The sequence below is a fragment of the Gordonia malaquae NBRC 108250 genome (genome assembly GCF_000344135.1).
GTDB lineage: Bacteria > Actinomycetota > Actinomycetes > Mycobacteriales > Mycobacteriaceae > Gordonia > Gordonia malaquae.
The window spans coordinates 29,421-51,518 of the sequence record NZ_BAOP01000003.1 but is presented as its reverse complement, the minus strand read 5'-3'; the positions used below and the strand labels follow the sequence as shown (position 1 = coordinate 51,518).

Genomic DNA, 22,098 nt, shown 5'->3' with positions numbered 1-22,098 from the left:
AGACACTGTTCCACACTCCGGGGACATCGGACCGACCGAACGCGCCACCGGGTGGGCCCGCGTAGCCTGGCGGGCATGGCTGACACCGCAGACCGATTCCCCTCGGACGTGTACCGGCAGCGCTTGCAGCGCGCCGCGGAACTCACCGCACAAGCGGGCGTCGACGCGTTGATCGTGGGCACCGGGCCCGACTTCCGCTACCTCACCGGATCGACCGCCGACACATTCGAACGCCTCACCGCGCTCGTCGTCCCCGCAGGTGGCGATCCGCGCGTGGTCACCGCGAAGCTCGAACTCGCCGCGCTCCGGGAGTCCGCCATCGGCGACCTCGAGCTGTCGGTCACGGACTGGGTCGACGGCCAGGATCCGTACCGGCTCGCGATGGACGGCCTTCGGAACGACGCACGGATCGCGGTGTCCGACTCACTGCCCGCCCTGCATCTGATTCCGCTCGCAGCGCGCACCTCGACCCCGCCGGAGCTCGCCACCGACATCCTCCGCGAACTGCGGATGATCAAGGACGACGCCGAACTCGACGCGCTTCGTCGCGCAGGTGCCGCGATCGACCGGGTCCACGCTCGAATGGGCGAGTTCCTACGGCCCGGCCGGACCGAAGCCGCCGTCGCCGCCGACATCGACGCGGCGATCAGAGCTGAGGGCCACACCGGAGCGGAGTTCATCATCGTCGGGTCAGGGCCGAACGGCGCCGACCCGCACCACGAGCAGTCCGACCGCGTGATCAGCGTCGACGACATCGTCGTCATCGACATCGGGGGACCCGTGTCACCGGGTTACAACTCCGATTCGACGCGTACCTACTGCTTCGCTCCCCCACGACGGGACATCACCGACGCGTATGCCGTTCTGGAACGGGCGCAGGCGGCGGCCGTCGCCGCGGTCCGCCCCGGAGTCACTGCCGAGAGCATCGACGCCGCCGCCCGGCAGGTCCTCGTCGACGCAGGCCTCGGGGACCGCTTCATCCACCGGACGGGACACGGCATCGGCCTGTCCGTGCACGAGGAGCCCTACATCGTCGAAGGCAACACCGACGTCCTCCGCGAAGGCATGGCGTTCAGCGTGGAGCCGGGCGTGTATGTGACCGGCGACTGGGGTGCACGCATCGAAGACATCGTGATCGTGACCGCCGACGGCTGCGAACCGGTCAACACCCGACCACACGGACTCGTCCAGCTGAGCTGATCTCACGGTCCGCGTCGCGAACGCGAATCGGCCCGAACCCATGCCGGGGTTCGGGCCGATTCGTATGTCACCGGTCAATTGACGGGACGGGACACCTCATACGTTCCGTCGGAGTCCTTGACGGTGACGGTCACGTGCTTGTTCTCGCCGTTGACCTTCACCGAGCAGGTGAACGTGGTGCCCGACTCGACCTTCTGACCGTCCGGGCAGCTGACGTCCTTGACGTCGGAGATCCCGTAGCCGTCGGGTTCAGGCTGCGTGAGGATCTTCTGGACACCGTCCTGAACGGCACTCTGTGAGAGTCCTCCCTGGGCCCACTTCGGCCAGACGAACGCGGTGAGCAGCACGATCGCCGCCACCACGACCAGGCCGCCCACGATGGCGGCGATGAGCTTGCCCTTGCCGCCCTTCGCGCCGGGTGCTGCCGGGTTCGGCGCATTCGGATCCAGTGTCGCGTTCAGGTCCACACCGCCGGGGTATGCGGGCGCTCCGTATTGCGGCTGGCCTGTCGCGCCGTATGCGGGAGCACCGTATTGGGGCGCACCGCCCTGGGGCTGCGCAGACGCGCCGTACTGAGGCTGACCGAATCCCGGCTGCGCGGGTGCGGCCTGCTGCGGCGCCTGTCCCGGTGCGCCGTACTGCGGAGCGGCCGGAGCCCCGTACTGCGGCTGTGCCGGGTTGCCGTACTGAGGAGCCTGACCGTAGCCGGGGGCCTGTCCGTACGCCGGCTGCTGACCGTACTGGGCCTGACCGTATTGGGGCTGGCCTGCGGAAGGCGGCTGGAAACCCGGAGCCGGCGCCGCGGGTGCACCGGGCGCCGTGTACTGCGTCGTCTGTGCGTTCTGCTGCGGCAGAGGCTGGTTGATCTCAGTCGCGGGCAACGGCTTGTTGAGCTCGGTCGGCTGAGCCGGCGCAGGGGTCACCGGAAGCTGCGAGATCGTCGTCGCATCTGCATTGTCGTCGTTCGTCGACAGGTCGGGACGCTCGACGATCGACGTCGCGTCGTTGTTCGCGTCGGGCCCAGGCGCGTTCGCGCCCGCGTCGGTCGGCTCGTTACCAGTGGTCATCGCAGACCTCTCCTCGTCGATGGGGAATGCCCGTTTCTCTATCGGGTGTCAGGCTACCCCAGTGCACACTCGACGCCGGGGACGAACGGCGGTGTCGCGCAGGTCAGCTGAGCTCCGACGCGACCACTCCGCGGCGAACTCCGGCAACCGCTCGTTTCGCGGCGCCCGCGAGCGGATCGGCGGGATCCACACCGAGCCGGATCTGTTCCAGCAGGTCGATGACCTGGCGGTTCCACCGCACGAAGTCGCCCGGCGACAACAGATTCCCCTGAGAACCGGCCGCGCCCAACGCTTCGCGCAACGATCGGCCCGACGCCCACGCCGACACGGCAGCGCAGAATCCGGTATCCGGTTCACGCGTTTGAACGACTCCGTGTCGGTCCTGGACCCGATTGGTCGCCTCCCACACCTGAATCGTCCCGGTGAGTGCGTCCCGCATCGCTGGATTGCCGGGCATCGAGTCGACACCGGCTCCGTACGACTCGCGTCTGGAGACGAACAGCACCGACGACACGACGGCAGCGAGGTCCGACGGCGAGAGTCCGTTCCACACGCCGGCTCGGATGCACTCGGCGACGAGCAGGTCACTCTCACTGTAGATGCGACGTAGCACGGCGCCGGTGGGCGTCACGCGTAGCGACCCCGCTCCGTCGTCCTCGAGGTAGTCCAGTTCGACGAGCACACCGACGACGGCGTCGAAATCGGTCTCCAGTTGCGACGTCCGCTCGTGGACGGCCTTCTCCAGCGCCGCGACTTCGCGCTGCACGCGGGCGCGTCGCTCCGACATCCGGTACAGCTCGTCCAGTCCGGACGCCTTGTGCATCGGATGTGTTCGCAGTCTGCGCCGGAGTTCGTCGAGTTCGTAGTCGGGCTCGGCGGCCTTCTTCTTGACCTTGCCGCGGGGCCGCTCGATCCCGGACTTCTGCAGCGCCGCCGTGATCTCGCGTCGGGCGTGGCGTGAGCGAGTGTCGGCGTTCTTCGAAATACGAATACCGCCGAGGACAACCGGCGGGTTCACGAAGTCGTCGGTCCCGACTCGACCGACCCACCCGTCTTCAGAGAGGACGAGCGGCTTCGGGTCGGCCCCCTTCCACGCGCTTTCGAGGACCACGGCGAGGCCCTTGTGCCGGCCGGTCTCGACCGAGATCACCTGACCGCGCGTCAACGCCGACAGATCCTCGGCGATCGCGTGCGCACCGTCGACACGGCGCACGAACTTCTGGGCGCGTTCTTTTCGACGGATGTCCTCACGAAGACCCACGTACTCGGTGAACCGTTCCGGGTCGATGCCGCTGCGTCCCGCCGCAGCGTCGATCTCGTTGTTGAGCTTGCGAAGCGTCCGATCGGCGTTGTCCAACTGACGCGCCTGGCCCACCACCGACCTGTCGGTCTGAAACTGAGCGAACGACTGACGCAGGAGAGCCCGTGAGCCGTCCACGCCGAGGCGGTCGATCAGATTCATCGCCATGTTGTATTCGGGTGCGAACGAGCTCCGCAGGGGGAAGGTCCGGGCGCCCGCCAGTCCGGCGACCCGTTCGGGCTGCACCTCGGGTGTCCAGATCACCACCGCATGTCCCTCGACGTCGATGCCGCGTCGGCCTGCTCGTCCGGTCAGCTGGGTGTACTCCCCTGGTGTCAGGTCGACATGCGATTCGCCGTTGTATTTCACCAGGCGTTCGAGGACAACACTGCGGGCCGGCATGTTGATGCCGAGTGCAAGCGTCTCAGTTGCGAACACCACCTTGATCAGGCCGAGGGAGAAGAGCTCCTCGACTGCCTGCCGGAATGTCGGGAGCATCCCTGCGTGGTGCGCGGCGAATCCCCGTCTCAGCGCCCACCGCCAGTCGTCGACGCCGAGCACATCGGAGTCGCCGGGCGCGAGTTCGGCGAGATGTGCGTCGACCACCGCATCGACCTTCGCCACCTCGTCGGGTTCGAGCAGGTGCAGGTCGGAACGCAGGCACTGCGCAAGAGCGCCTTCACAACCGGCTCTGGAGAAGATGAAGTCGATCGCTGGAAGCAGACCCTCTGCCTCGAGATTCGCGATCATGCGGGGCCGGTTCACTCCCCCGGTCCGGTTGCCGCGCCGCCTGCGTTCCCGAGACAGGCGATCCTCGTACCCGCCGACCGCGTCCGGGCTGAGCATGCGGTGCTTGATGTACCGCGACAGTTCGGAGTTGACCTGCCGCTTCCCCTTCTCGGTGCCGCGCCCGCGCCTGTCGAAGAGTTCGAACATCCGGTTCCCGACAAGCATGTGCTGGTGCAGAGGCACCGGGCGATGCTCGTCGACGATCACGGCGGTGTCGCCGCGGACTGTGGTGATCCAATCGCCGAACTCCTCGGCGTTGCTGACCGTCGCCGACAAGCTCACCACGCGGACACTCTGGTCGAGCCCGAGGATCACCTCCTCCCACACCGCACCGCGGAACCGGTCAGCGAGGAAGTGGACCTCGTCCATCACGACGTGGGAGAGGCCGACGAGCGCAGCAGAGTCCGCGTAGATCATGTTGCGCAACACTTCGGTCGTCATCACGACCACCGGGGCCGACGAGTTGATCGAGTTGTCGCCGGTCAGCAGACCGACGTTCTCACCGCCGTGCACCTCGACGAGATCGTGGTACTTCTGGTTGCTCAGCGCCTTGATCGGTGTGGTGTAGAAACACTTGCCGCCCTCGGCGAGCGCCAAGTGGACGGCGAACTCTCCGACGATCGTCTTGCCTGCTCCGGTGGGAGCACAGACGAGAACTCCACGGCCTTCTTCGAGGGACTGGCACGCCCGACGCTGGAAGTCGTCGATCCCGAAGTCGAGTCGGGATGTGAAAGCGGTCAGTTCTGGTCCGGAGGCCGGTGCGTCTGTGCTCATCCCCTACAGGATCTCATCGAACGCCGAATCTGTGCGAACGGAATTCCGGCTCCGCGTGGCGCCGATCGGACCCGACGACGCCACCTGCGTCGGAGCGGGCACCGCGGTTGTCGTCGCGCGGTCACTCGCGAGGTCGAGCGGAGACGCCTCGTCGTCGGACAGGTCGGCCCAGTCCGGGTTCCGCCTCGCCTTGCGCTTGTCGTGGATGCGCGCGATCTGGATCGCGAACTCGAGCAGCACCGTGAGCGCGCACGCCAGCGCAAGCATCGTGAACGGGTCCTGACCCGGCGTCACGATGGCGGCGAAGACGAACATCGTGAAGATCAGACCGCGGCGCCACGCTTTGAGCCGCTTGTAACTGACGATCCCCACCATGTTCAACGCGACGATCAACAGGGGCAGTTCAAAACTGATGCCGAAGATGATCAGCAGGTGCAGCATGAAGCTGAAGTACTGATCGCCGGACAGCGCCGTCACCTGGACGTCTTGTCCGACGGTGAGGAGGAACTCGAACGCCTTCGCGACGACGATGTAGGCGAGCACTGCGCCTGCGACGAACAGGACCGCGGCGGCGGAGACGAAGCTGACCGCGTACTTGCGTTCGTTGGCATGCAGGCCGGGGGTGATGAAACGCCACAGTTGGTAGAACCAGATCGGACAGGCGATGACGATTCCCGCGGTCAGCGCCACCTGCAGCCGAAGCATGAACTGGTCGAACGGACCGGTTGCGAGAAGGCGGCACGATCCGTCCGGAGTGAGCGTCGCACGGACCGACGGGTCGAGCTCGCAATACGGGCCGCGAAGCAGCTCTCCGAGCGACTCGATCGGCCCGGGGCCGTGCGTGTACCAGATGAATCCAAAAACGGTCGTCAGCACGATCGCAGCGAGCGACAGCAGCAGCCGGTAGCGGAGCTCATACAAGTGCTCGGCCAGCGGCATCGAGCCGTTCGGATTGGTCTTACTGCGCCGCTTGCGCGGATCGAGTCGACGGAGGTTGATTCCCACGCGAGTGACAGATGGCGGCTAGGCCGACTTCTTCTTCTCGACGTCGACGTTGACCTCGACGGCCGGGTCGACCGCGGGAAGCTCACGCGGAGCATCCTCGGCAGCCTTCTTGTCGGATCCGTCGTTGGCCATCTCGGCCATCTCGGACTTGAAGATGCGCATCGAACGACCGAGTCCACGTGCGGCCTCGGGCAGCTTCTTCGAGCCGAAGAGCACAACGAGAACCACCAGAACGATTGCCCAGTGCCACCAGGAAAGGGCGCCCATGACCAAAACCTCCACACGAGTAACAGATGTCGTCTCCGACTCTACCCGGCGCGCGAGATTTCGCCCGATCTGTGTCACGCGGTGAGGGTGTCGCGCCCCTGCACGCCGCTCGATCGGCGAACGCCGACCAGCCACGCGGACCCGACCGTGACCAGAACGGACACACTCTGCGACCCGAGCACCGGCCACAGATCGTCGAGGAACTCCGCCGTCCGGGTTCGTTCGACCATGCCTTGATCGTTGAACGTGGTGCGCCACACGGCCTCGGACATCGCGATCGCAACGATGAACCCGACGACCGCGCCAGCCGGCACCGATCGAATGGCTGCTCGACGCCTACCGCCCCACGCGACGAACATCAATGCGTATCCGGCCGCGACCAGACTCCCCGGCGTCTCGTCCTGGAACAGCGAGCTCATCCGGTCGTCGGCAATCGCGGTCACCTCGGGGACAAGCGTCAGAACGGCGCCGAAGGCCGCCACCGCTGTCCATACGCGAGACGCATCGCCGACAGTTGGTGCGGTCAGCGACACGCCCAGCGCGCACACCGCGGCGAGAGCGAATGCCGCACCCGTCACTGGAGTCCGCCACGAGTCGGCGATGACGTCGCGACTGCCGGCGGTGGGCGCCATGAGTGCGACAACCGACGCCAGCCACCAACCTGCACTGAACGCTGCGGCACGGACTCGATCAGATGGCGACATGTGGTCGATTCTGCCCGGTGCGGGCGTATCGAGTCGTTCAGTCAGTATCGGGCCCGAGCCGCTACCGCGGTGGTCTGCACTGCCGCGGCCACCTCGTCGGCTTCACCTTCGAGAAGCCGCACCCGACCGCCGAAGCTGCGGAGGAAGCGTTCGAGCCACTGGGCCGAGCCGTAATGGAGGACTGCGACGATCGGGCCGTCCGGTTCACCGTTCAGTTCGGTCTCGGCCTCCGCGGCGTAGTACTCCAACAACCAGAGTGCATCGGCGTCGATCTCGACCCGTACGGTCGGCAGATCACCGGTCAACGACGACGTCCCACCGATCGGTTCGAGGTCGGCACGTTTCGGAGGGTTGGCTGCCTCGTCGAGTTGTTCCGCCGAGTACACACGGTCGAAGCGGAACAGGCGGACTCCACCGGAGGTTCTGCACCACGCCTCGAGGTAACTCTGCCCGTCGATCGCCTGGATCATGATCGGATCGACGACCCGATCAGACACTTCGTCGCGGCTCGGCGTGTAGTAGCGGATCGCGAGCGCCCGACCGGCGGCCACTGCGGACCGGATCGTCTTATGGACGGGATCGTCGGCGATCTGTCCGGCAACGTCGGCTGCGGCGAACGGACGCAGCGTCTCGCCGACCGCGGCTTCGATCTTGGCCATCGCACGGCGGACCGCGTCCGCGTCGACCGCCCCCGCGTCGAGGAGCATACGCAGGGCGATGAGCAGCACGTTCGCTTCGGCGCCGGTCAGCCGCAGCGGGCGGTCCATGCCTGCGGTGAAACCGACATGCACCCATCCGCTGGAGAACTCGATGTCGATCAGGTCGTCCGGCATGTAGCCGGGCAGACCGCACACGAACAACTGCTCGAGGTCCTTGGTGAGCTGACGTTCGGTGAGACCGAGATCGGCAGCGGCGACCGACAGCTTGATGCCGGGACGCGCCAGGAAGTACGGAACCATCGCCAGCAGGCGGGACAGTCGGGTGGGTGCTGCGGCATTCATCGGGTCACCTCCATGTCGACGAGCCGATCGAGCTCGGCGATCACCTCGGCGCGCAGGTCAGCGGGTTCGAGGACGACGGCGTCGGCGCCCGCGTCGAGCACGGCCCGAATCACGGCGGACGGCGAACGGAGTTCGATCTGGACGACGTCGCCTTCGTCGCCGGACAGCGAATGAGGAGTCGTGGTGGTCGCGAGCCGGCGGAGGGCGTGCCCGCGGTCGGCGGCGAGCCAGATCGACGCCGTCACGCCGGAGGCGCCGTTCGCGCCCGAGACGGCAGACTCGACGAGTGCGTTCAGGTCGACGTCCGTCGGCACGTGCACCGATCCCCGATCGGATGCAGTCGCAACGTTCTCCACCCGGGACAGCCGAAACGTTCGCGTGGCGTCACGGTCGAGGTCGTGACCGACGACGTACCAGCGTCCACGATTGCCGACCACACCCCACGGCTCCAGTCTGCGCTCAGCCCGCCCCTTCGCGGTCCGGTGCGTGAAGGTGACCGACTGCCGCGCCTCGATCGCGCTCAGCAGACCACGAATTGTCGCCTCCGACCCCATCGACTTGGTCGCTCCACCAGACATGACGGCAAGTTCGTCCGGCGACGCCACCTCGACCCCTGCAGCGCGTAGCTTCAGCACCGCGGTCTGCGACACGACACTGACGTCCGGATCGCGCCACACCGCTGCGGCGGCCGCCACTGCGGCCGCTTCGTCCGCCTCCAAGGACACCGCGGGCAGCGCGTAGTCGGCGGGCTTGATGCGGTAGCCGTCTTCCGCTGACAACGGGTTGCGGCCCGTCTCCACCGGGATCCCCATCTCACGGAGCTCGTTCTTGTCGCGTTCGAGCATCCGCTTGAAGGTGTCGTCGGTCTTGTCGGGCGCGTCCTTGTACCCGATCACGTTCTTCCGCAGATAGTCGGCGGTCACGTACTGACGTGCCGACATCAAGCAGATGACGAGGTTGAGCAGGCGCTCATTCTTTCCGGTGGCCACGCGGCCATCGTAGAGGCTAGAGCGACGAGATGAGTCGATCGACGCGCTCGTCCACATTTCGGAACGGATCCTTGCACAGAACTGTGCGCTGAGCCTGGTCGTTCAGCTTGAGGTGCACCCAGTCCACGGTGAAGTCGCGTTGCGCCTTGGTCGCCGCCGCGATGAAGTCGCCACGAAGCTTCGCTCGCGTGGTCTGCGGCGGCGTCGTGACGGCGGCGTCGATCTCCTCATCGGTGACCACCCGCGCCGCGAGGCCTTTGCGCTGCAGGAGATCGAACACGCCGCGACCCCGGCGGATGTCGTGATATGCGAGGTCCAGTTGCGCGATCTTCGGATCGCCGAGGTCCATCGAGTACCGGTCCTGATAGCGACGGAACAGTTTCTGCTTGATCACCCAGTCGATCTCGGTGTCGACTCCGCTGAAATCGCCCGACTCGACGGCGTCGAGCGTGCGCCCCCACAGGTCGACCACCCTGTCCATCACCGGATCGGGTGTGCGGTTTGCGAGATGGGCCACCGCTCGTGCGTGGTATTCGCGCTGGATCGAAAGTGCCGTCGCCGTCCGTCCGCCCGCCAGGCGAACCTCGCGACGACCGGTGGTGTCGTGACTGATGTCGCGGATCGCCCGGATCGGGTTGTCCAGCGCGAAGTCGTGGAAGGAGATGCCCGACTCGATCATCTCCAACACCAATAGAGCGGAGCCGACCTTCAGCATCGTGGTCGTCTCGGACATGTTGGAGTCGCCGACGATCACGTGCATCCGTCGGTACTTCTCCGCGTCGGCGTGCGGCTCGTCACGCGTGTTGATGATGGGACGCGAGCGGGTGGTCGCGGATGAGACGCCCTCCCAGATGTGGTCTGCGCGCTGAGAGAGGCAGAGCCGGGTCTCCTGGCCGACCGACTGGACCTTTCCGGCGCCACAGATCAACTGGCGCGTGACGAGGAACGGCAACAACACATCCGACACCCGGCCGAACTCGCCCATCCTGTTGACGAGGTAGTTCTCGTGGCAACCGTACGAATTTCCTGCCGAGTCGGTGTTGTTCTTGAACAGATAGATGTCACCACCGATCCCCTCGTCGGCCAGCCTCTGCTCGGCGTCGATGATCAGCTCCTCGAGGATCCGCTCGCCCGAGCGGTCATGGGCGATGAGTTGCGCCACCGAATCGCATTCGGCCGTCGCGTACTCGGGATGCGACCCGACATCGAGGTACAGACGTGCGCCGTTCTCGAGGAACACGTTCGACGACCGACCCCACGCGACGACACGTCGGAACAGGTACCGGGCGACTTCGTCCGGGCTCAGTCGACGCTGCCCTTCGAAGGTGCAGGTGACACCGAACTCGGTCTCGATGCCCATGATGCGGCGTTCCACGTCAGTCCTCTCGAAGCAGTGCTGTCACCCGGTCGTCGGTGAGACGTCGGAACGCTCTCCGCGGTCGGGTTCGGTCGAGGACGGCGGCCTCGATGTCGTCGGCGGTCAACGGCGCCGCCTCCGCGCCCTCGGCATCCGCATTCACCGGTGCGAGCGCCAGAGCGGACACTCGCAACGCCTCGGCGAGGGTCATGTCGGGCCGGTACGAGTCCTTCATCGCGGCGATCACCGGTTCGGTGGATCCGCCCATGACCAGGAACGACCGTTCGTCCACGATCGAGCCGTCGTATCCGATGCGGTACAACTGCGACGGTGTGGTGCTCCCGACGCGACCCACTTCGGCGACGCACAACTCGACCTCGAACGGCTTCGCCTGTTCGGTGAAGACCGTGCCGAGAGTGTTCGCGTACGCGCTCGCGAGGGACAATCCGGTCACGTCGGCTCGGTCGTAGGAGTACCCGCGGAGATCAGCCAGCTGAATTCCGGCTTTGCGAAGGCTCTCGAACTCGTTGTACTTGCCGACCGCCGCGAACCCGATCCGGTCGTAGATCTCACTGATCTTCCGAAGGGTGTTGGACGGATTGTGCGCGACGAACAGCACTCCGTCGGCATACGTCACCGCGATGACACTGCGCCCGCGCGCGATGCCCTTTCGCGCGAGCTCCGAACGATCACGCATGATCTGTTCGGCGCTCGCATAGTACGGAAACGTCATGCGTTCTCCTCCCGCTCGACGCGTCGGTCGATGACGGCTTGCGCGGCGGCCGCGATCTCCGACTCCTCGACGGCGAGAGCGCCGTCGTCGTCGATGCGCACGGCCGTCGGGAAGATCCGTCGGACGAGGTCCGGTCCGCCGGTGGCGGAGTCGTCGTCGGCCGCATCGTACAGAGCCTCGACTGCTGCCGAGAGCGCCTCGGCAGCGGTCAGGTCCGACCGGTACGACTTCTTGAGAGATGATCGCGCGAACACCGAGCCCGATCCGATCGCCTCGTAGCCGCCGCGTTCCTCGTGCCGCGAGCCGGCGACGTCGAACGAGAAGATCCGTCCCCGTCGTTGGTCGTCGTCGGCCGGTTCGTAGCCGACGAGCAGCGGAATCGCCGCGAGTCCCTGAAGGGCGGCGCCGAGGTTGCCCCGCACCATCGAGGCCAGGCGTGACGCCTTGCCGTCGAGAGTGAGCCGAACGCCCTCGATCTTCTCGTAGTGCTCGAGTTCAACCGCGAACAGCCGCACCATCTCGATGGCGATGCCGGCCGTGCCCGCGATGCCCGCCGCAGAATACTCGTCGGTGACGTACACCTTCTCGACGTCGCGCGTGGCGATCAGGTTCCCCATCGTCGCGCGCCGATCACCGGCGAGGATCACGCCGCCTCGGTAGGCGATCGCCACAATCGTGGTGCCGTGCGGCACCTGTTCAACGTTGATCGGCGCACCCCCGAAAGCGGTTGCGCCGGGCAATCGATCAGGGGCGGTGACCCGCAAGAACTCGGTGAACGACGAGATGTCGTGTGTTGAGCGGCCGCCGCGATCGGCGATCACTGCCCGCCCTTCTGGACGTAGGCCTTCACGAAGTCTTCGGCGTTCTCCTCGAGGACGTCGTCGATCTCGTCCAGCAGATCGTCGGTCTCCTCGGTGAGCTTCTCGCGGCGTTCCTGACCGGCGGCTCCGCCACCGATCACGTCGTCGTCACCTGCGCCGCCACCGCGGTTGGTCTGCTCCTGCGCCATCTTCGCCTCCTGGAAAGGATCGTCGTGTGATCAACCCTACCGGTGCCGCACCGGGCCCGAGGCCGCGAACCGCCGGTTTCAGCCCGCAGTGAGCTCCTCGACCAAAGCGGCTGCCGACGTCGCGGACTCCAACAGTTCACCAACATGCTTTCTGGTGCCGCGCAACGGTTCCGGCATCGGTATGCGGACCAGGTTGTCCGATCCGACGTCGAAGATCACCGAGTCCCAGCTCGCGGCCGCGATGTCGGCGCCGAATCGGCGGACCGACTCCCCGCGGAAGTAGGCCCTGGTCGACTCGGGTGCGTTCGCGACCGCGGCGAGCACCTGCTCTTCGGTCACGAGACGCTTCATCGAGCCCCGGGCCACCAGTCGGTTGTACAGCCCCTTGTCGAGCCGGACGTCCGAGTACTGCAGATCGATGAGCTGCAGGCGTGACGCCGACCAGGACAGTCCTTCACGCTGCCGGAATCCCTCCAGCAGGCGGAGCTTCGCAGGCCAGTCGAGGATGTCTGCGCATTCCATGGGGTCGCGTTCGAGCTTGTCGAGCACGTCGGCCCAGGTCTCGATCACGTGCGCGGCGCGCTCGTCGCCGGAGTCCCGGTCGTGATGGAACGCCGTCACGCGTGCGAGGTACTCGCGTTGCAGTGCCAGACCGGTCATCTCACGACCGTCGGCGAGAGCCACCGTCGCTCGCAGTGAGGGGTCGTGGCTGATCTGGTGCACGGCGTCCACCGGCCAGGCGAGCGCCAGGTCGGACAGGTCGACGCCCGCCTCGATCAAGTCGAGGACGAGGGAGGTGGTGCCGACCTTGAGGTACGTCGCGGTCTCGGCGAGATTAGCGTCGCCGATGATGACGTGCAGGCGACGGTACTTGTCAGGGTCGGCGTGCGGTTCGTCCCGCGTGTTGATGATGCCGCGCTTGAGAGTCGTCTCCAGCCCGACTTCCACCTCGATGTAGTCGGCCCGCTGCGACAGCTGATAACCGGGCTCCTCCCCCCGCTGCCCGATCCCGACACGACCCGAACCGGTGATCACCTGACGTGACGCGAAGAAGGGCATCAACCCGGTGATGACGGCTTCGAACGGGGTGTCCCGTCGCATGAGGTAATTCTCGTGGGTGCCGTACGACGCGCCCTTGCCGTCGATGTTGTTCTTGTACAGCTGCAGGCGAGGAGCGCCCGGGACGCTGGCGACGAAACGCGCGGCCTCCTCCATCACTCGCTCCCCCGCCTTGTCCCAGATCACGGCGTCGAGCGGATCGGTGACCTCGGGCGCCGAGTACTCCGGGTGCGCATGGTCGACGTAGAGCCGCGCACCGTTGGTGAGGATCATATTCGCCGCGCCGATCTCATCGGCGTCGATGATCGGCGCGGGCCCCGAATGGCGCCCGAGGTCGAACCCGCGGGCGTCGCGCATTGGCGACTCCTCCTCGTAGTCCCACCTCGTCCGACGGTCACGCCGCGGGACCGATGCGGCCGCCGCATACGCGAGAACGGCCTGCGTCGAGGTCATGATCGGGTTCGCCGAGGGGTCTCCGGGCGCCGAGATGCCGTACTCGACCTCCGTGCCGATGATGCGCTCCATGAGTTCAGCGTAACGGTCAGCGTCGACGCAGCCGCAGGCGCGAGTACACCAGCCCGATGAGCAGTGCGGCCATCAGTGCGAGCACACCGTAGGAGATCATCATGTGCGTTGCGGTCGGCTCCCACAGCGGATACTTCATGCTCTCGGTCTGAGTCGTCTTCACTTGCGCCGCATCGGGATTGATCTTCGGGATGTCGACAGCCTGAGCGGCGGCCGTGTAACCCCAGTAGGCCGGGAAGATCCACCCGAGTTGAGCGGCGCCGGCCGCAGTGATCGGGAACAGTCCGCCGCAGAACACGAGTTGCACCATCACGACGATGACCAACGGCGGCATCGTCTGTTCGTTCGACTTCACCATCGACGAGATCGCGAGACCGACGAGTGTGCTGACACACGCGAGTGCGGTGATCGCCGCGAACAGCGCGACCGGCGGCGGAAGGAACACGCCGCCTTCCTCCGGAACCCCCTTGAGGGCGAAGCAGATGCCCAGCATGATCGCGCTCTGCACCGCAGTGAGCAGGAAGAACACGACTACCTTGGCCACGAGGTAGGCACCGGGACGGAGGCCGACCGCACGCTCCCGCTCGAAGATGGGGCGTTCGCCGACGAGATCTCGGACCGTCAGCGCGGCACCCATGAAGGCGGCACCGATCACCAGGACGACAAGAAGCTGGACCGCTTCCACCGAGACCTTCGGCAGTTCGCCCGGCCCCGGCAGACCTACCTCGGCCTTGCCGAAGCCGAGGTCGCCCGGGATCACCTTCGTCAGCAGACCGAGAACGATCGGCAACAGCAGCAAGAACACGAGATAGCCGCGGTCGGCGAGGATCAAGCGGAGCTGCCTGCGGAACACCGTGCTCGCCTGTCGCCCACCGGAGGCCTGCGGCACCGTGATCGGCGGCCCGCTCGGCGGCGCCGCGGGCGGTTTCGACGTGTGCGGATGCCGCTGTCGGTAACGCGCCCACGCGGCGTCGGGCTGATCGGCGGTGAACGCGAAGATCTCCGCCCAATCGGTGGTGCCGAGCTCTGCTCCGACCTCCTTCGGAGCACCGCAGTAGGCGGTCTTGCCACCTGGTGCGAGAAGGAGCACCTGGTCGCACAGGCTCAAGTACGTCAGTGAGTGGGTGACCACAAGCACCACACGACCGGCGTCGGCGAGTCGGCGCAGTGTCTGCATCACCTGACGATCGAGCGCGGGGTCGAGTCCCGAGGTCGGCTCGTCGAGGATCAGCAATGACGGACCTGTCAGGAGTTCCATCGCGACGGACGCGCGCTTTCGCTGACCGCCGGACAGTTTGTCGACCCGGGTGTCTACATGCTCGGTGAGCTGCAACTCACTGAGCACGCCGTCGATCACCTGATCGCGGTCGGCCGTGCTCAAGTCGGCGGGGAGCCGTAGTTCGGCCGCATACCGGAGGGCCTGGCGGAGCGTGAGCTTGCGGTGCAGGACGTCGTCCTGCGGGACCATGCCGATACGCGTGCGGAGCGCCTCGTACTCGGTGTGCACGCCACGTCCCTCGAACGTGACGAGACCGACGGTCGGGTTTCCGAGACCGGCGACGATCTTCGACACCGTCGACTTGCCCGCACCCGACGGACCGATGATGGCCGTCAGCGTGCCTGGGGCGGCGTTGAACGAGATGTCGTTGAGGAGTGTCTTGCCGTCGATGGTGAGACTCACCGAGTCGACCTGGACACCGCCTGCCACCTCGACCTGCGGGCGGCCTCGGACGAGTGCCCCGCCGGACATCACGAAGTCGGAGTTTCCGATCGTGACGACGTCGTTCTCGCTGAGTCGGTGCGCCATGACACGTTGGCCGTTGACGAACGTGCCGTTGACGCTGCCCAGATCTTCGAGGAGCAGTCCCTGTGGGCTGGACGAGAGTCGCGCGTGATGCCGCGACGCGAGGACGTCGCTGACCACGATGTCGTTGTCCGGGGTGCGGCCGATCGACTGGACGCCGGACAGGGAGATCGTCTCCCGGCCATTGTTGCGAAGCTCCCCCGGCACCTGGAACACCGCCGAGGCGTTCTGGTGAAGCGCCGCGAGGTGAGGTGCGTTCTGGAGCTCACCGAAACGCGGAGCCGGACGCCAGCCCCGCTCGCCCGGCTGAGCCTGGAACGGCGCCGACTGCGGGTGCTGGGAAGCCTGGGCCGGCTGGGCGCCGAACGGTGCAGACGCCGGGCCGCCCAACGGGCGGGTCGGCGGTTTCGGCGGAGGCGTCGACGACGGCGGGGGCTGTTGCGCCCGTTGTGGGCCGGACTGGATCGGGGTGGTCCGCTGCTCGGGCAGGCGACCGGAGGCGTCTGCTCGTGGCGCGTGATCACCGCCCGGACCGATGAGCGTCTTCGGTGCGGGCGCCTGCGGGGTGAGTTCGAGGATCGGTCCGGTCTGGCCGTCACCGAGCTGCACACGAGCGCCGGTGCCGACGGTCACGACGTTCTGTCGCACCCCGTTCGCATACATGCCGTTGGTGCTGCCCGCATCGATGACCTGCCACCCGGCCGACGCCGACCACTCGACCGACAGGTGCCTGCGCGACACGAGCGGATGGTTGACCACGATCTCGTTGTCGGGCGTCCGGCCGAGGGATGCCGGCGAGGTGCGGATGACCTGAGCGTTGCCTTGCCCGACCCGAACCTGCAGCGGAGTGATACCTGGAGTGCTCGTCACCGAATCAGACTAGCCGGTCAATGACGAGCACCCCGTTCACCGGAATGACCGCACGGCGTGTCCGGCCCCCCCGGAACCTGGTCACAGGTATTGGCCGGTATTCGATTCGGTGTCGATCGCGCGGCTGGCGCCACTTCCCTTGCCGGTGACGAGCGTCCGGATGTACACGATCCGCTCGCCCTTCTTGCCCGAGATGCGGGCCCAGTCGTCGGGGTTGGTGGTGTTCGGGAGATCTTCGTTCTCGGCGAACTCGTCGAGGATCGCGTCGAGCAGATGCCCGATCCGCAGACCGCGCTGACCGCTCTCGAGATGCGCTTTGATCGCGTACTTCTTGGCACGGTCGACGATGTTCTGGATCATCGCTCCCGAGTTGAAGTCCTTGAAGTACATGATCTCTTTGTCGCCGTTGGCGTACGTGACTTCGAGGAAGCGGTTGTCGTCGGTCTCGGCGTACATCCGCTCGACCACACGCTGGATCATCGCGTCGACGCAGGCCTGCGGATCACCACCGAACTCCGCGACCTCGTCGGCGTGCAGCGGCACATCCGTGGTCAAGTACTTGGTGAAGATGTCCACGGCCGATTCCGCGTCGGGCCGTTCGATCTTGATCTTCACGTCCAGTCGACCGGGTCGGAGAATGGCGGGATCGATCATGTCCTCGCGGTTGGACGCGCCGATCACGATGACGTTCTCAAGCCCCTCGACGCCGTCTATCTCGCTCAGAAGCTGCGGCACGACCGTGGTCTCGACGTCGGACGAGACACCCGAGCCACGAGTGCGGAAGATCGAATCCATCTCGTCGAAGAAGACGATCACCGGAGTGCCTTCGGACGCCTTCTCCCGCGCACGTTGGAAGATCAAGCGGATGTGCCGCTCGGTCTCACCGACGAACTTGTTGAGCAGTTCCGGCCCCTTGATGTTCAGGAAGTAGCTCTTCGCCTCACTCGAATCGTCGCCGCGCGCCTGCGCGATCTGGCGAGCGAGAGAATTGGCGACGGCTTTGGCGATGAGCGTCTTGCCATTGCCGGGCGGGCCGTACAGCAGCACTCCCTTCGGCGGCCGCAGCGAGTACTCGGCGAAGAGATCGCTGTGCAGGAACGGCAGCTCCACGGCGTCGCGGATCTGTTCGATCTGACGACGGAGACCGCCTATGTCTTCGTAGTCGACATCCGGGACCTCTTCGAGAACCAGGTCTTCGACTTCGGCCTTCGGGATCCGTTCGAGCGCGTACCCGGCCTTGCCGTCCACGAGCAGCGAGTCGCCGGGCCGCAGTTTGCGCTCGCTCTCGCCACCGTCGCCCTGGTGGACGAGTGCGTCGGCCAACTGCACCACACGCTCTTCGTCGGTGTGGCCGACGACCAGCGCGCGGCGTCCGCCCGCGAGGATCTCGCGGAGGGTGGAGATCTCGCCGACCTCGTCGTATCCGAGCGCTTCGACGACAGTCAGCGCTTCATTGAGCCGCAACGACTGTCCGCGACGCAGCGTGTCGGTGTCGATGTTCGGGGAGACGGTGAGACGCATCTTGCGGCCCGAGGTGAAGACGTCGACGGTGTCGCCGTCGGTGACCCCGAGGAGGACGCCGTATCCGCTCGGCGGCTGGCCGAGGTTGTCGACCTCTTCGCGAAGGGCGATCAACTGCTGCCGCGCCTCCTTGAGGAGTTCGGTCAGCTTCGTGTTCCGGGTGGTGAGCTTCTCGATCCGCTCCTGCGGGCTGTCGCCACTCGCACCGGACTCCGCGCCTGACTGCACAGTCGGGATCATCGGGCCTCCTTCATCGCTACGTGTTTCTACGCTACCCGCGCGTCGGACGGCGCTGCACGCGCAGGGTTTCGGTGCCGTCGGCGAGTCGTCGTGCAGTGATCAGGAACGCCGTGTGCCCCTGCATGCGATGTTCCGGACGCACTGCCAGACCGACAGCGCTCCAATCCCGAACGAACGATTCCCACGCCCGCGGTTCGGTCCAGCACTGGAGTTCACGAAGGCCCTCCATCACCTTGGAGAGCTGAGTGACCGTCGCGACGTACACGGTCAGCACACCCCCGGGCTTGAGTGTCTTCGAGACGAGCTCGAGGTGCTCCCACGGCGCCAGCATGTCGAGAATCACCCGGTCGAACTGGTCGGCCGGGTCGTGGTTCGCGAGATCGTCGATGATCAGCTTCCAGTTGTCCGGAGCGCCGCCCCAGAACGTCTCGACGTTGCGGACCGCGTGTTCGGCGTGATCGTCACGCACCTCGTACGACGTGACCGAGCCGCTGGTGCCGACTGCGCGGAGCAGTGACAGGGTCAACGACCCCGATCCGGCGCCTGCTTCGAGGACCTTCGCCCCGGGGAAGATGTCGCCCTCGGCGACGATCTGCGCGGTGTCCTTCGGGTAGATGACCTGCGCTCCGCGCGGCATCGACAGGATGTAGTCGGTCAGCAGCGGCCGCAGTGCGAGGTATTCGGTTCCGTTGGCCGACTTCACCATCGTGCCTTCGTCTGCGCCGATCAGATAGTTGTGTTCGATCCCGCCGCGGTGGGTGTGGAACTGCTTGTCGGGTTCCAAGACCACCGTGAACTTGCGTCCCTTGGAGTCGGTGAGCTGTACGCGGTCGCCTTCGGCGAACGGGCCGGTGGTCGGCATCGGTGGCTGATTCCTTACGGGTCGAGAGCAGGGCATGAACTGCTATCAGCATAGAGTGACGCCCATGGCAGATCGTGAATCGACGGCGACGAGCTACTACGTCCCGCTGGCGGCGCCCGCCGGGGCCGACGCCGAGTTCGAGTACTTCCAGCCCACTGAAGCGACGATCAGCGTCTGGTCGGCCGACTTGCAGCACGGCGGCCCGCCTGCAGGCCTGATGATGCGTGCGATGGTCCGGGCGGTCGCCGACGACGGCCAGCATTTCACGCGGGTGACCACGGAGATCCTCGGGGCCATGGGCCTGGGGGTGAACCGCGTCCGCGCCTGGGTGTCGCGGCCCGGCCGCCGCATCTCGCAGGTCACGGCCGAACTGGAATGTCAGATGCCCGACGGCGAGTTCCGGCTCGCCGGTCGCACCGTGGCCTGGCGGATCCTGGCGGCCGACTCGGCGGACGCCCAGAGCATCCCGCGCGAACCGCTGCCTGCCGGACCTGATGACCTCCGACAGGTCGTCGGCTTCCCCGCAGAGGGCGACGAAGCCGTCGCGTGGGGACGCGTCGGGTTCATCGGCACCACCGTCATCGCCCGGCAGGAGGGTCGCACCGGCTCTACGCCGTCGATCTGGATCCGGCCGGACCGCGAGCTCGTCGAAGGTGAGACGCCATCGCACCTCGAGTCGATCTTCACCGTGCTCGATGTGGCCAACGGCGTCGGAACGCGCCTGGACCCTACGAAGTGGTCATGGATGAACATGGACACGACAGTCCACCTCGTCGGACAGCCGACGAGCCCGTGGCTGGGTCTCGACTCCGATCTCGCGGTGGGACGCGACGGCTACGGCGCCACGTTCGCCGACCTGTACGACGTGGCCGGCTTCCTCGGCCGGTCCGCGCAGACGGACATGATCGTCGACGTCCGTTGACGCTTCCACTCAGAAGCGGCAGGAACGGATGTCGGAGGCGAGGATCGCGCGGACGCCGATCTCCGACAGGTCGTCCATGAGCGACTGGTGGGTCTTGCGCGGCACCATCGCCCGGACCGCGAGCCAATCGGGGTCGAGCATCGGTGACACCGTCGGCGATTCGAGGCCCGGCGTCATGGCGACGGCGCGGTCGAGGAGCGCCTTGGGGCAGTCGTAGTCGATCATCACGTACTGCTGACCGAACACGACACCCTGCACGCGAGCGATGAACTGCTTGGCCGCCTTCGACGCCTCCGCCGACTCCGGGTTCCGAATGAGGACCGCTTCGGAATCGCAGAGAGACTCTCCGAAGGCTGCCAGATCATGTAGACGCAGGGTCCGACCTGAACCCACCACATCGGCGATGACGTCGGCCACACCGAGCTGGATGGAGATCTCCACCGCGCCGTCGAGCCGGATGATCTCGGCGTCGATCCCGCGGGCGGCGAGGTCGCGGCGGACGAGGTTGGGGTACGACGTCGCGATCCGCTTGCCCGCGAGATCGTCGACGGTCCACGTCTGGTCGTTCGGGGCCGCATACCGGAACGTCGACGACCCGAACCCGAGCGCTACTTCTTCGATGACCTCGGCACCGGAGTCGGCCGCCAGGTCGCGGCCGGTGATCCCGAGGTCGAGTGTGCCCGCGCCGACATAGATCGCGACGTCCTTCGGGCGCAGGAAGTAGAACTCGACGTCGTTGTTGACGTCGATGACCGACAGGTCCTTCGGATCGGACCGCTTACGGTAACCGGCCTCCGAGAGGATCGCGGCGGCGGCTTCGGACAGCGCGCCCTTGTTGGGGACTGCAACACGCAACATGAGTGGTTGTTCCTAGAGGTGTTCGGGTCGGCTCAGAGGTACTTGTAGACATCGGCGGGAGTCAGACCACGTTTGATCATCATCACCTGGAGCCAGTAGACGAGCTGGGAGATCTCTTCGGAGAGCGAGTCGTCGGACTCATGCTCGGCGGCCAACCACACTTCGCCGGCCTCTTCGATGATCTTCTTGCCGAGGGTATGGATGCCGGAGTCGAGTGCGGCGACGGTGCCGCTCCCGTCGGGGCGCGTCTGCGCCTTCTCGGCCAGCTCAGCGAACAGTTCGTCGAAGGTCTTCACGGGACGTATTGTTTCACGCCCCGAGTGTGTCGGTGGAACCGGTCGGTCGTGTCGTGCGTCTTACCTCATGTGAAGGATGTGAAGGTGTTCAGCCGGGCGCAGATGGGCCGCTTGGGCTTCACCGATGCGACGTTGCGCACAGCGATCCGGCAGGGCAGGGTACGGCGACTCCGTCAGGGGTGGTTCGCCTTCGACGATGCTGATCCCACCGTCGTGTCCGCCGTCAAGGCGGGTGGGGTTCTCGGGTGCGTGTCCGCGCTGACCCTCAACAGCCTGTGGGTGCCACCGGGGTATTCGAACGTCCATGTGCGGCGGAGCAAGGCGTTGCGCGGTGCGGGGAAGCGCGCCGGCTGCACCACTCCGGTCGGCCGCGCGCCGGCCACACTGACCGCGGTCGATCCGGTCGAGTACGCGCTGGCATGTGCGGCATCGTGTATGACGGCCGAGGACTGGATCGCCGTATGCGATTCGTATCTGAACTCGACGGGGACCTCGGTCGACGACCTTCGATTCCGGCTCGAACCGTTCACCGGGTACAGACTGGCCGGTCTGTTGGAGAAGGTCGACGAGCGTTCGCAGTCGGGCACCGAGAGCATCATGCGAGTGCGATTGCGTGCGACCGGCTTCGACGTGGTCGTCCAACCGGGTATCGCCGAATACGAATGGGCGGACATGCGCATCGGTCGTCTGCTGTTGGAATGCGACGGTCGGCAGTATCACGAGACGAAAAAGCAGTACGCCAAGGACCGCAGGCGCGATCGACGGTCCCTCAAGGACGGGTGGATGTCGATGCGCTTCATCTACGACGACGTCATCTTCGGCTGGGCGGACACACTCGCCGACATCCGCGGCGTCACGGACGACGACCGACACCGAGTCCGGAGCGTTCGCTCCCGCCGTGCGGTCGACCGATCTCTTCGGCGCAACCAACTATGACTGAAATCGT

20 protein-coding genes are annotated in these 22,098 nt (G+C 66.3%); 3 read left to right on the top strand and 17 right to left on the bottom strand.

Translation table 11 applies throughout. The annotated features are described in order from the left end of the window. Nucleotides 1-75: 75 nt before the first annotated feature. Nucleotides 76-1,200, top strand: a complete 1,125-nt coding sequence (locus GM1_RS02125) for a M24 family metallopeptidase (protein ID WP_040519367.1) — start codon at nt 76-78, stop codon at nt 1,198-1,200. 74 nt (nt 1,201-1,274) lie between these two features. Here GM1_RS02125 and GM1_RS02120 read toward each other — a convergent pair whose 3' ends face one another. From GM1_RS02120 to GM1_RS02050, 15 genes are all read right to left on the bottom strand, one after another. Further along, nucleotides 1,275-2,267: a DUF4333 domain-containing protein gene (locus GM1_RS02120; RefSeq protein ID WP_008376233.1), complete on the bottom strand. Its 993-nt coding sequence runs from the start codon at nt 2,265-2,267 to the stop codon at nt 1,275-1,277. A 103-nt stretch (nt 2,268-2,370) separates the two neighbouring features. Beyond that, nucleotides 2,371-5,130, bottom strand: a complete 2,760-nt coding sequence (locus tag GM1_RS02115) for a DEAD/DEAH box helicase (protein WP_008376232.1) — start codon at nt 5,128-5,130, stop codon at nt 2,371-2,373. 3 nt (nt 5,131-5,133) lie between these two features. Next, on the bottom strand, nt 5,134-6,069 hold the full coding sequence (gene tatC / locus GM1_RS02110; RefSeq protein ID WP_052005290.1) for a twin-arginine translocase subunit TatC: 936 nt from the start codon (nt 6,067-6,069) through the stop codon (nt 5,134-5,136). An 84-nt stretch (nt 6,070-6,153) separates the two neighbouring features. Next, on the bottom strand, nt 6,154-6,402 hold the full coding sequence (tatA, locus tag GM1_RS02105) for a Sec-independent protein translocase subunit TatA (protein ID WP_008376228.1): 249 nt from the start codon (nt 6,400-6,402) through the stop codon (nt 6,154-6,156). A gap of 74 nt (nt 6,403-6,476) precedes the next feature. Beyond that, nucleotides 6,477-7,106: a hypothetical protein gene (locus GM1_RS02100; protein WP_008376226.1), complete on the bottom strand. Its 630-nt coding sequence runs from the start codon at nt 7,104-7,106 to the stop codon at nt 6,477-6,479. 41 nt (nt 7,107-7,147) lie between these two features. Then, nucleotides 7,148-8,107, bottom strand: a complete 960-nt coding sequence (locus GM1_RS02095; protein WP_008376225.1) for a helix-turn-helix transcriptional regulator — start codon at nt 8,105-8,107, stop codon at nt 7,148-7,150. Further along, nucleotides 8,104-9,096, bottom strand: a complete 993-nt coding sequence (locus GM1_RS02090; RefSeq protein WP_008376223.1) for a helix-turn-helix transcriptional regulator — start codon at nt 9,094-9,096, stop codon at nt 8,104-8,106. Before GM1_RS02090 ends, GM1_RS02095 begins: the two co-directional genes overlap by 4 nt. 16 nt (nt 9,097-9,112) lie before the next feature. After that, complete coding sequence (gene pafA, locus GM1_RS02085; RefSeq protein WP_008376221.1) at nt 9,113-10,471, bottom strand: Pup--protein ligase; 1,359 nt, start codon at nt 10,469-10,471, stop codon at nt 9,113-9,115. 1 nt (nt 10,472) lies between these two features. Beyond that, on the bottom strand, nt 10,473-11,186 hold the full coding sequence (prcA, locus tag GM1_RS02080; protein WP_008376219.1) for a proteasome subunit alpha: 714 nt from the start codon (nt 11,184-11,186) through the stop codon (nt 10,473-10,475). Further along, a complete protein-coding gene (prcB, locus tag GM1_RS02075) occupies nt 11,183-12,007 on the bottom strand; it encodes a proteasome subunit beta (RefSeq protein WP_008376217.1) in 825 nt (274 codons plus the stop codon). The genes prcA and prcB overlap by 4 nt, the downstream gene beginning before the upstream one ends. Further along, nucleotides 12,004-12,195 (bottom strand): ubiquitin-like protein Pup, encoded by a 192-nt coding sequence (locus tag GM1_RS02070; protein WP_008376216.1) that lies wholly within the window; start codon nt 12,193-12,195, stop codon nt 12,004-12,006. The genes prcB and GM1_RS02070 overlap by 4 nt, the downstream gene beginning before the upstream one ends. A gap of 78 nt (nt 12,196-12,273) precedes the next feature. Next, nucleotides 12,274-13,779, bottom strand: coding sequence for a depupylase/deamidase Dop (dop, locus tag GM1_RS02065; RefSeq protein WP_008376214.1), 1,506 nt, complete (start codon nt 13,777-13,779; stop codon nt 12,274-12,276). Nucleotides 13,780-13,795: 16 nt separating this feature from the next. Beyond that, nucleotides 13,796-16,453, bottom strand: coding sequence for an FHA domain-containing protein (locus GM1_RS02060; RefSeq protein WP_008376212.1), 2,658 nt, complete (start codon nt 16,451-16,453; stop codon nt 13,796-13,798). Between the two features lie 81 nt (nt 16,454-16,534). Beyond that, complete coding sequence (arc, locus tag GM1_RS02055) at nt 16,535-18,214, bottom strand: proteasome ATPase (RefSeq protein ID WP_008376210.1); 1,680 nt, start codon at nt 18,212-18,214, stop codon at nt 16,535-16,537. Nucleotides 18,215-18,245: 31 nt separating this feature from the next. Continuing rightward, nucleotides 18,246-19,076, bottom strand: a complete 831-nt coding sequence (locus GM1_RS02050; protein WP_008376207.1) for a tRNA (adenine-N1)-methyltransferase — start codon at nt 19,074-19,076, stop codon at nt 18,246-18,248. Nucleotides 19,077-19,140: 64 nt separating this feature from the next. On the opposite strand from GM1_RS02050, the gene GM1_RS02045 reads away from it, so the two are divergent. Next, nucleotides 19,141-19,998, top strand: a complete 858-nt coding sequence (locus GM1_RS02045; RefSeq protein WP_008376206.1) for a thioesterase family protein — start codon at nt 19,141-19,143, stop codon at nt 19,996-19,998. A 9-nt stretch (nt 19,999-20,007) separates the two neighbouring features. On the opposite strand, the gene hisG is transcribed toward GM1_RS02045, so the two are convergent. Next, nucleotides 20,008-20,856 (bottom strand): ATP phosphoribosyltransferase, encoded by an 849-nt coding sequence (hisG, locus tag GM1_RS02040; protein WP_008376204.1) that lies wholly within the window; start codon nt 20,854-20,856, stop codon nt 20,008-20,010. Nucleotides 20,857-20,888: 32 nt separating this feature from the next. Next, nucleotides 20,889-21,152 carry a phosphoribosyl-ATP diphosphatase gene (locus GM1_RS02035; RefSeq protein WP_008376203.1) on the bottom strand — a complete coding sequence of 88 codons (264 nt, stop codon included), beginning with the start codon at nt 21,150-21,152 and terminating at the stop codon, nt 20,889-20,891. A 78-nt stretch (nt 21,153-21,230) separates the two neighbouring features. Between GM1_RS02035 and GM1_RS02030 the strand changes: the two genes are divergently transcribed. After that, nucleotides 21,231-22,088 (top strand): endonuclease domain-containing protein, encoded by an 858-nt coding sequence (locus GM1_RS02030; RefSeq protein ID WP_244874748.1) that lies wholly within the window; start codon nt 21,231-21,233, stop codon nt 22,086-22,088. Nucleotides 22,089-22,098: the final 10 nt, after the last annotated feature.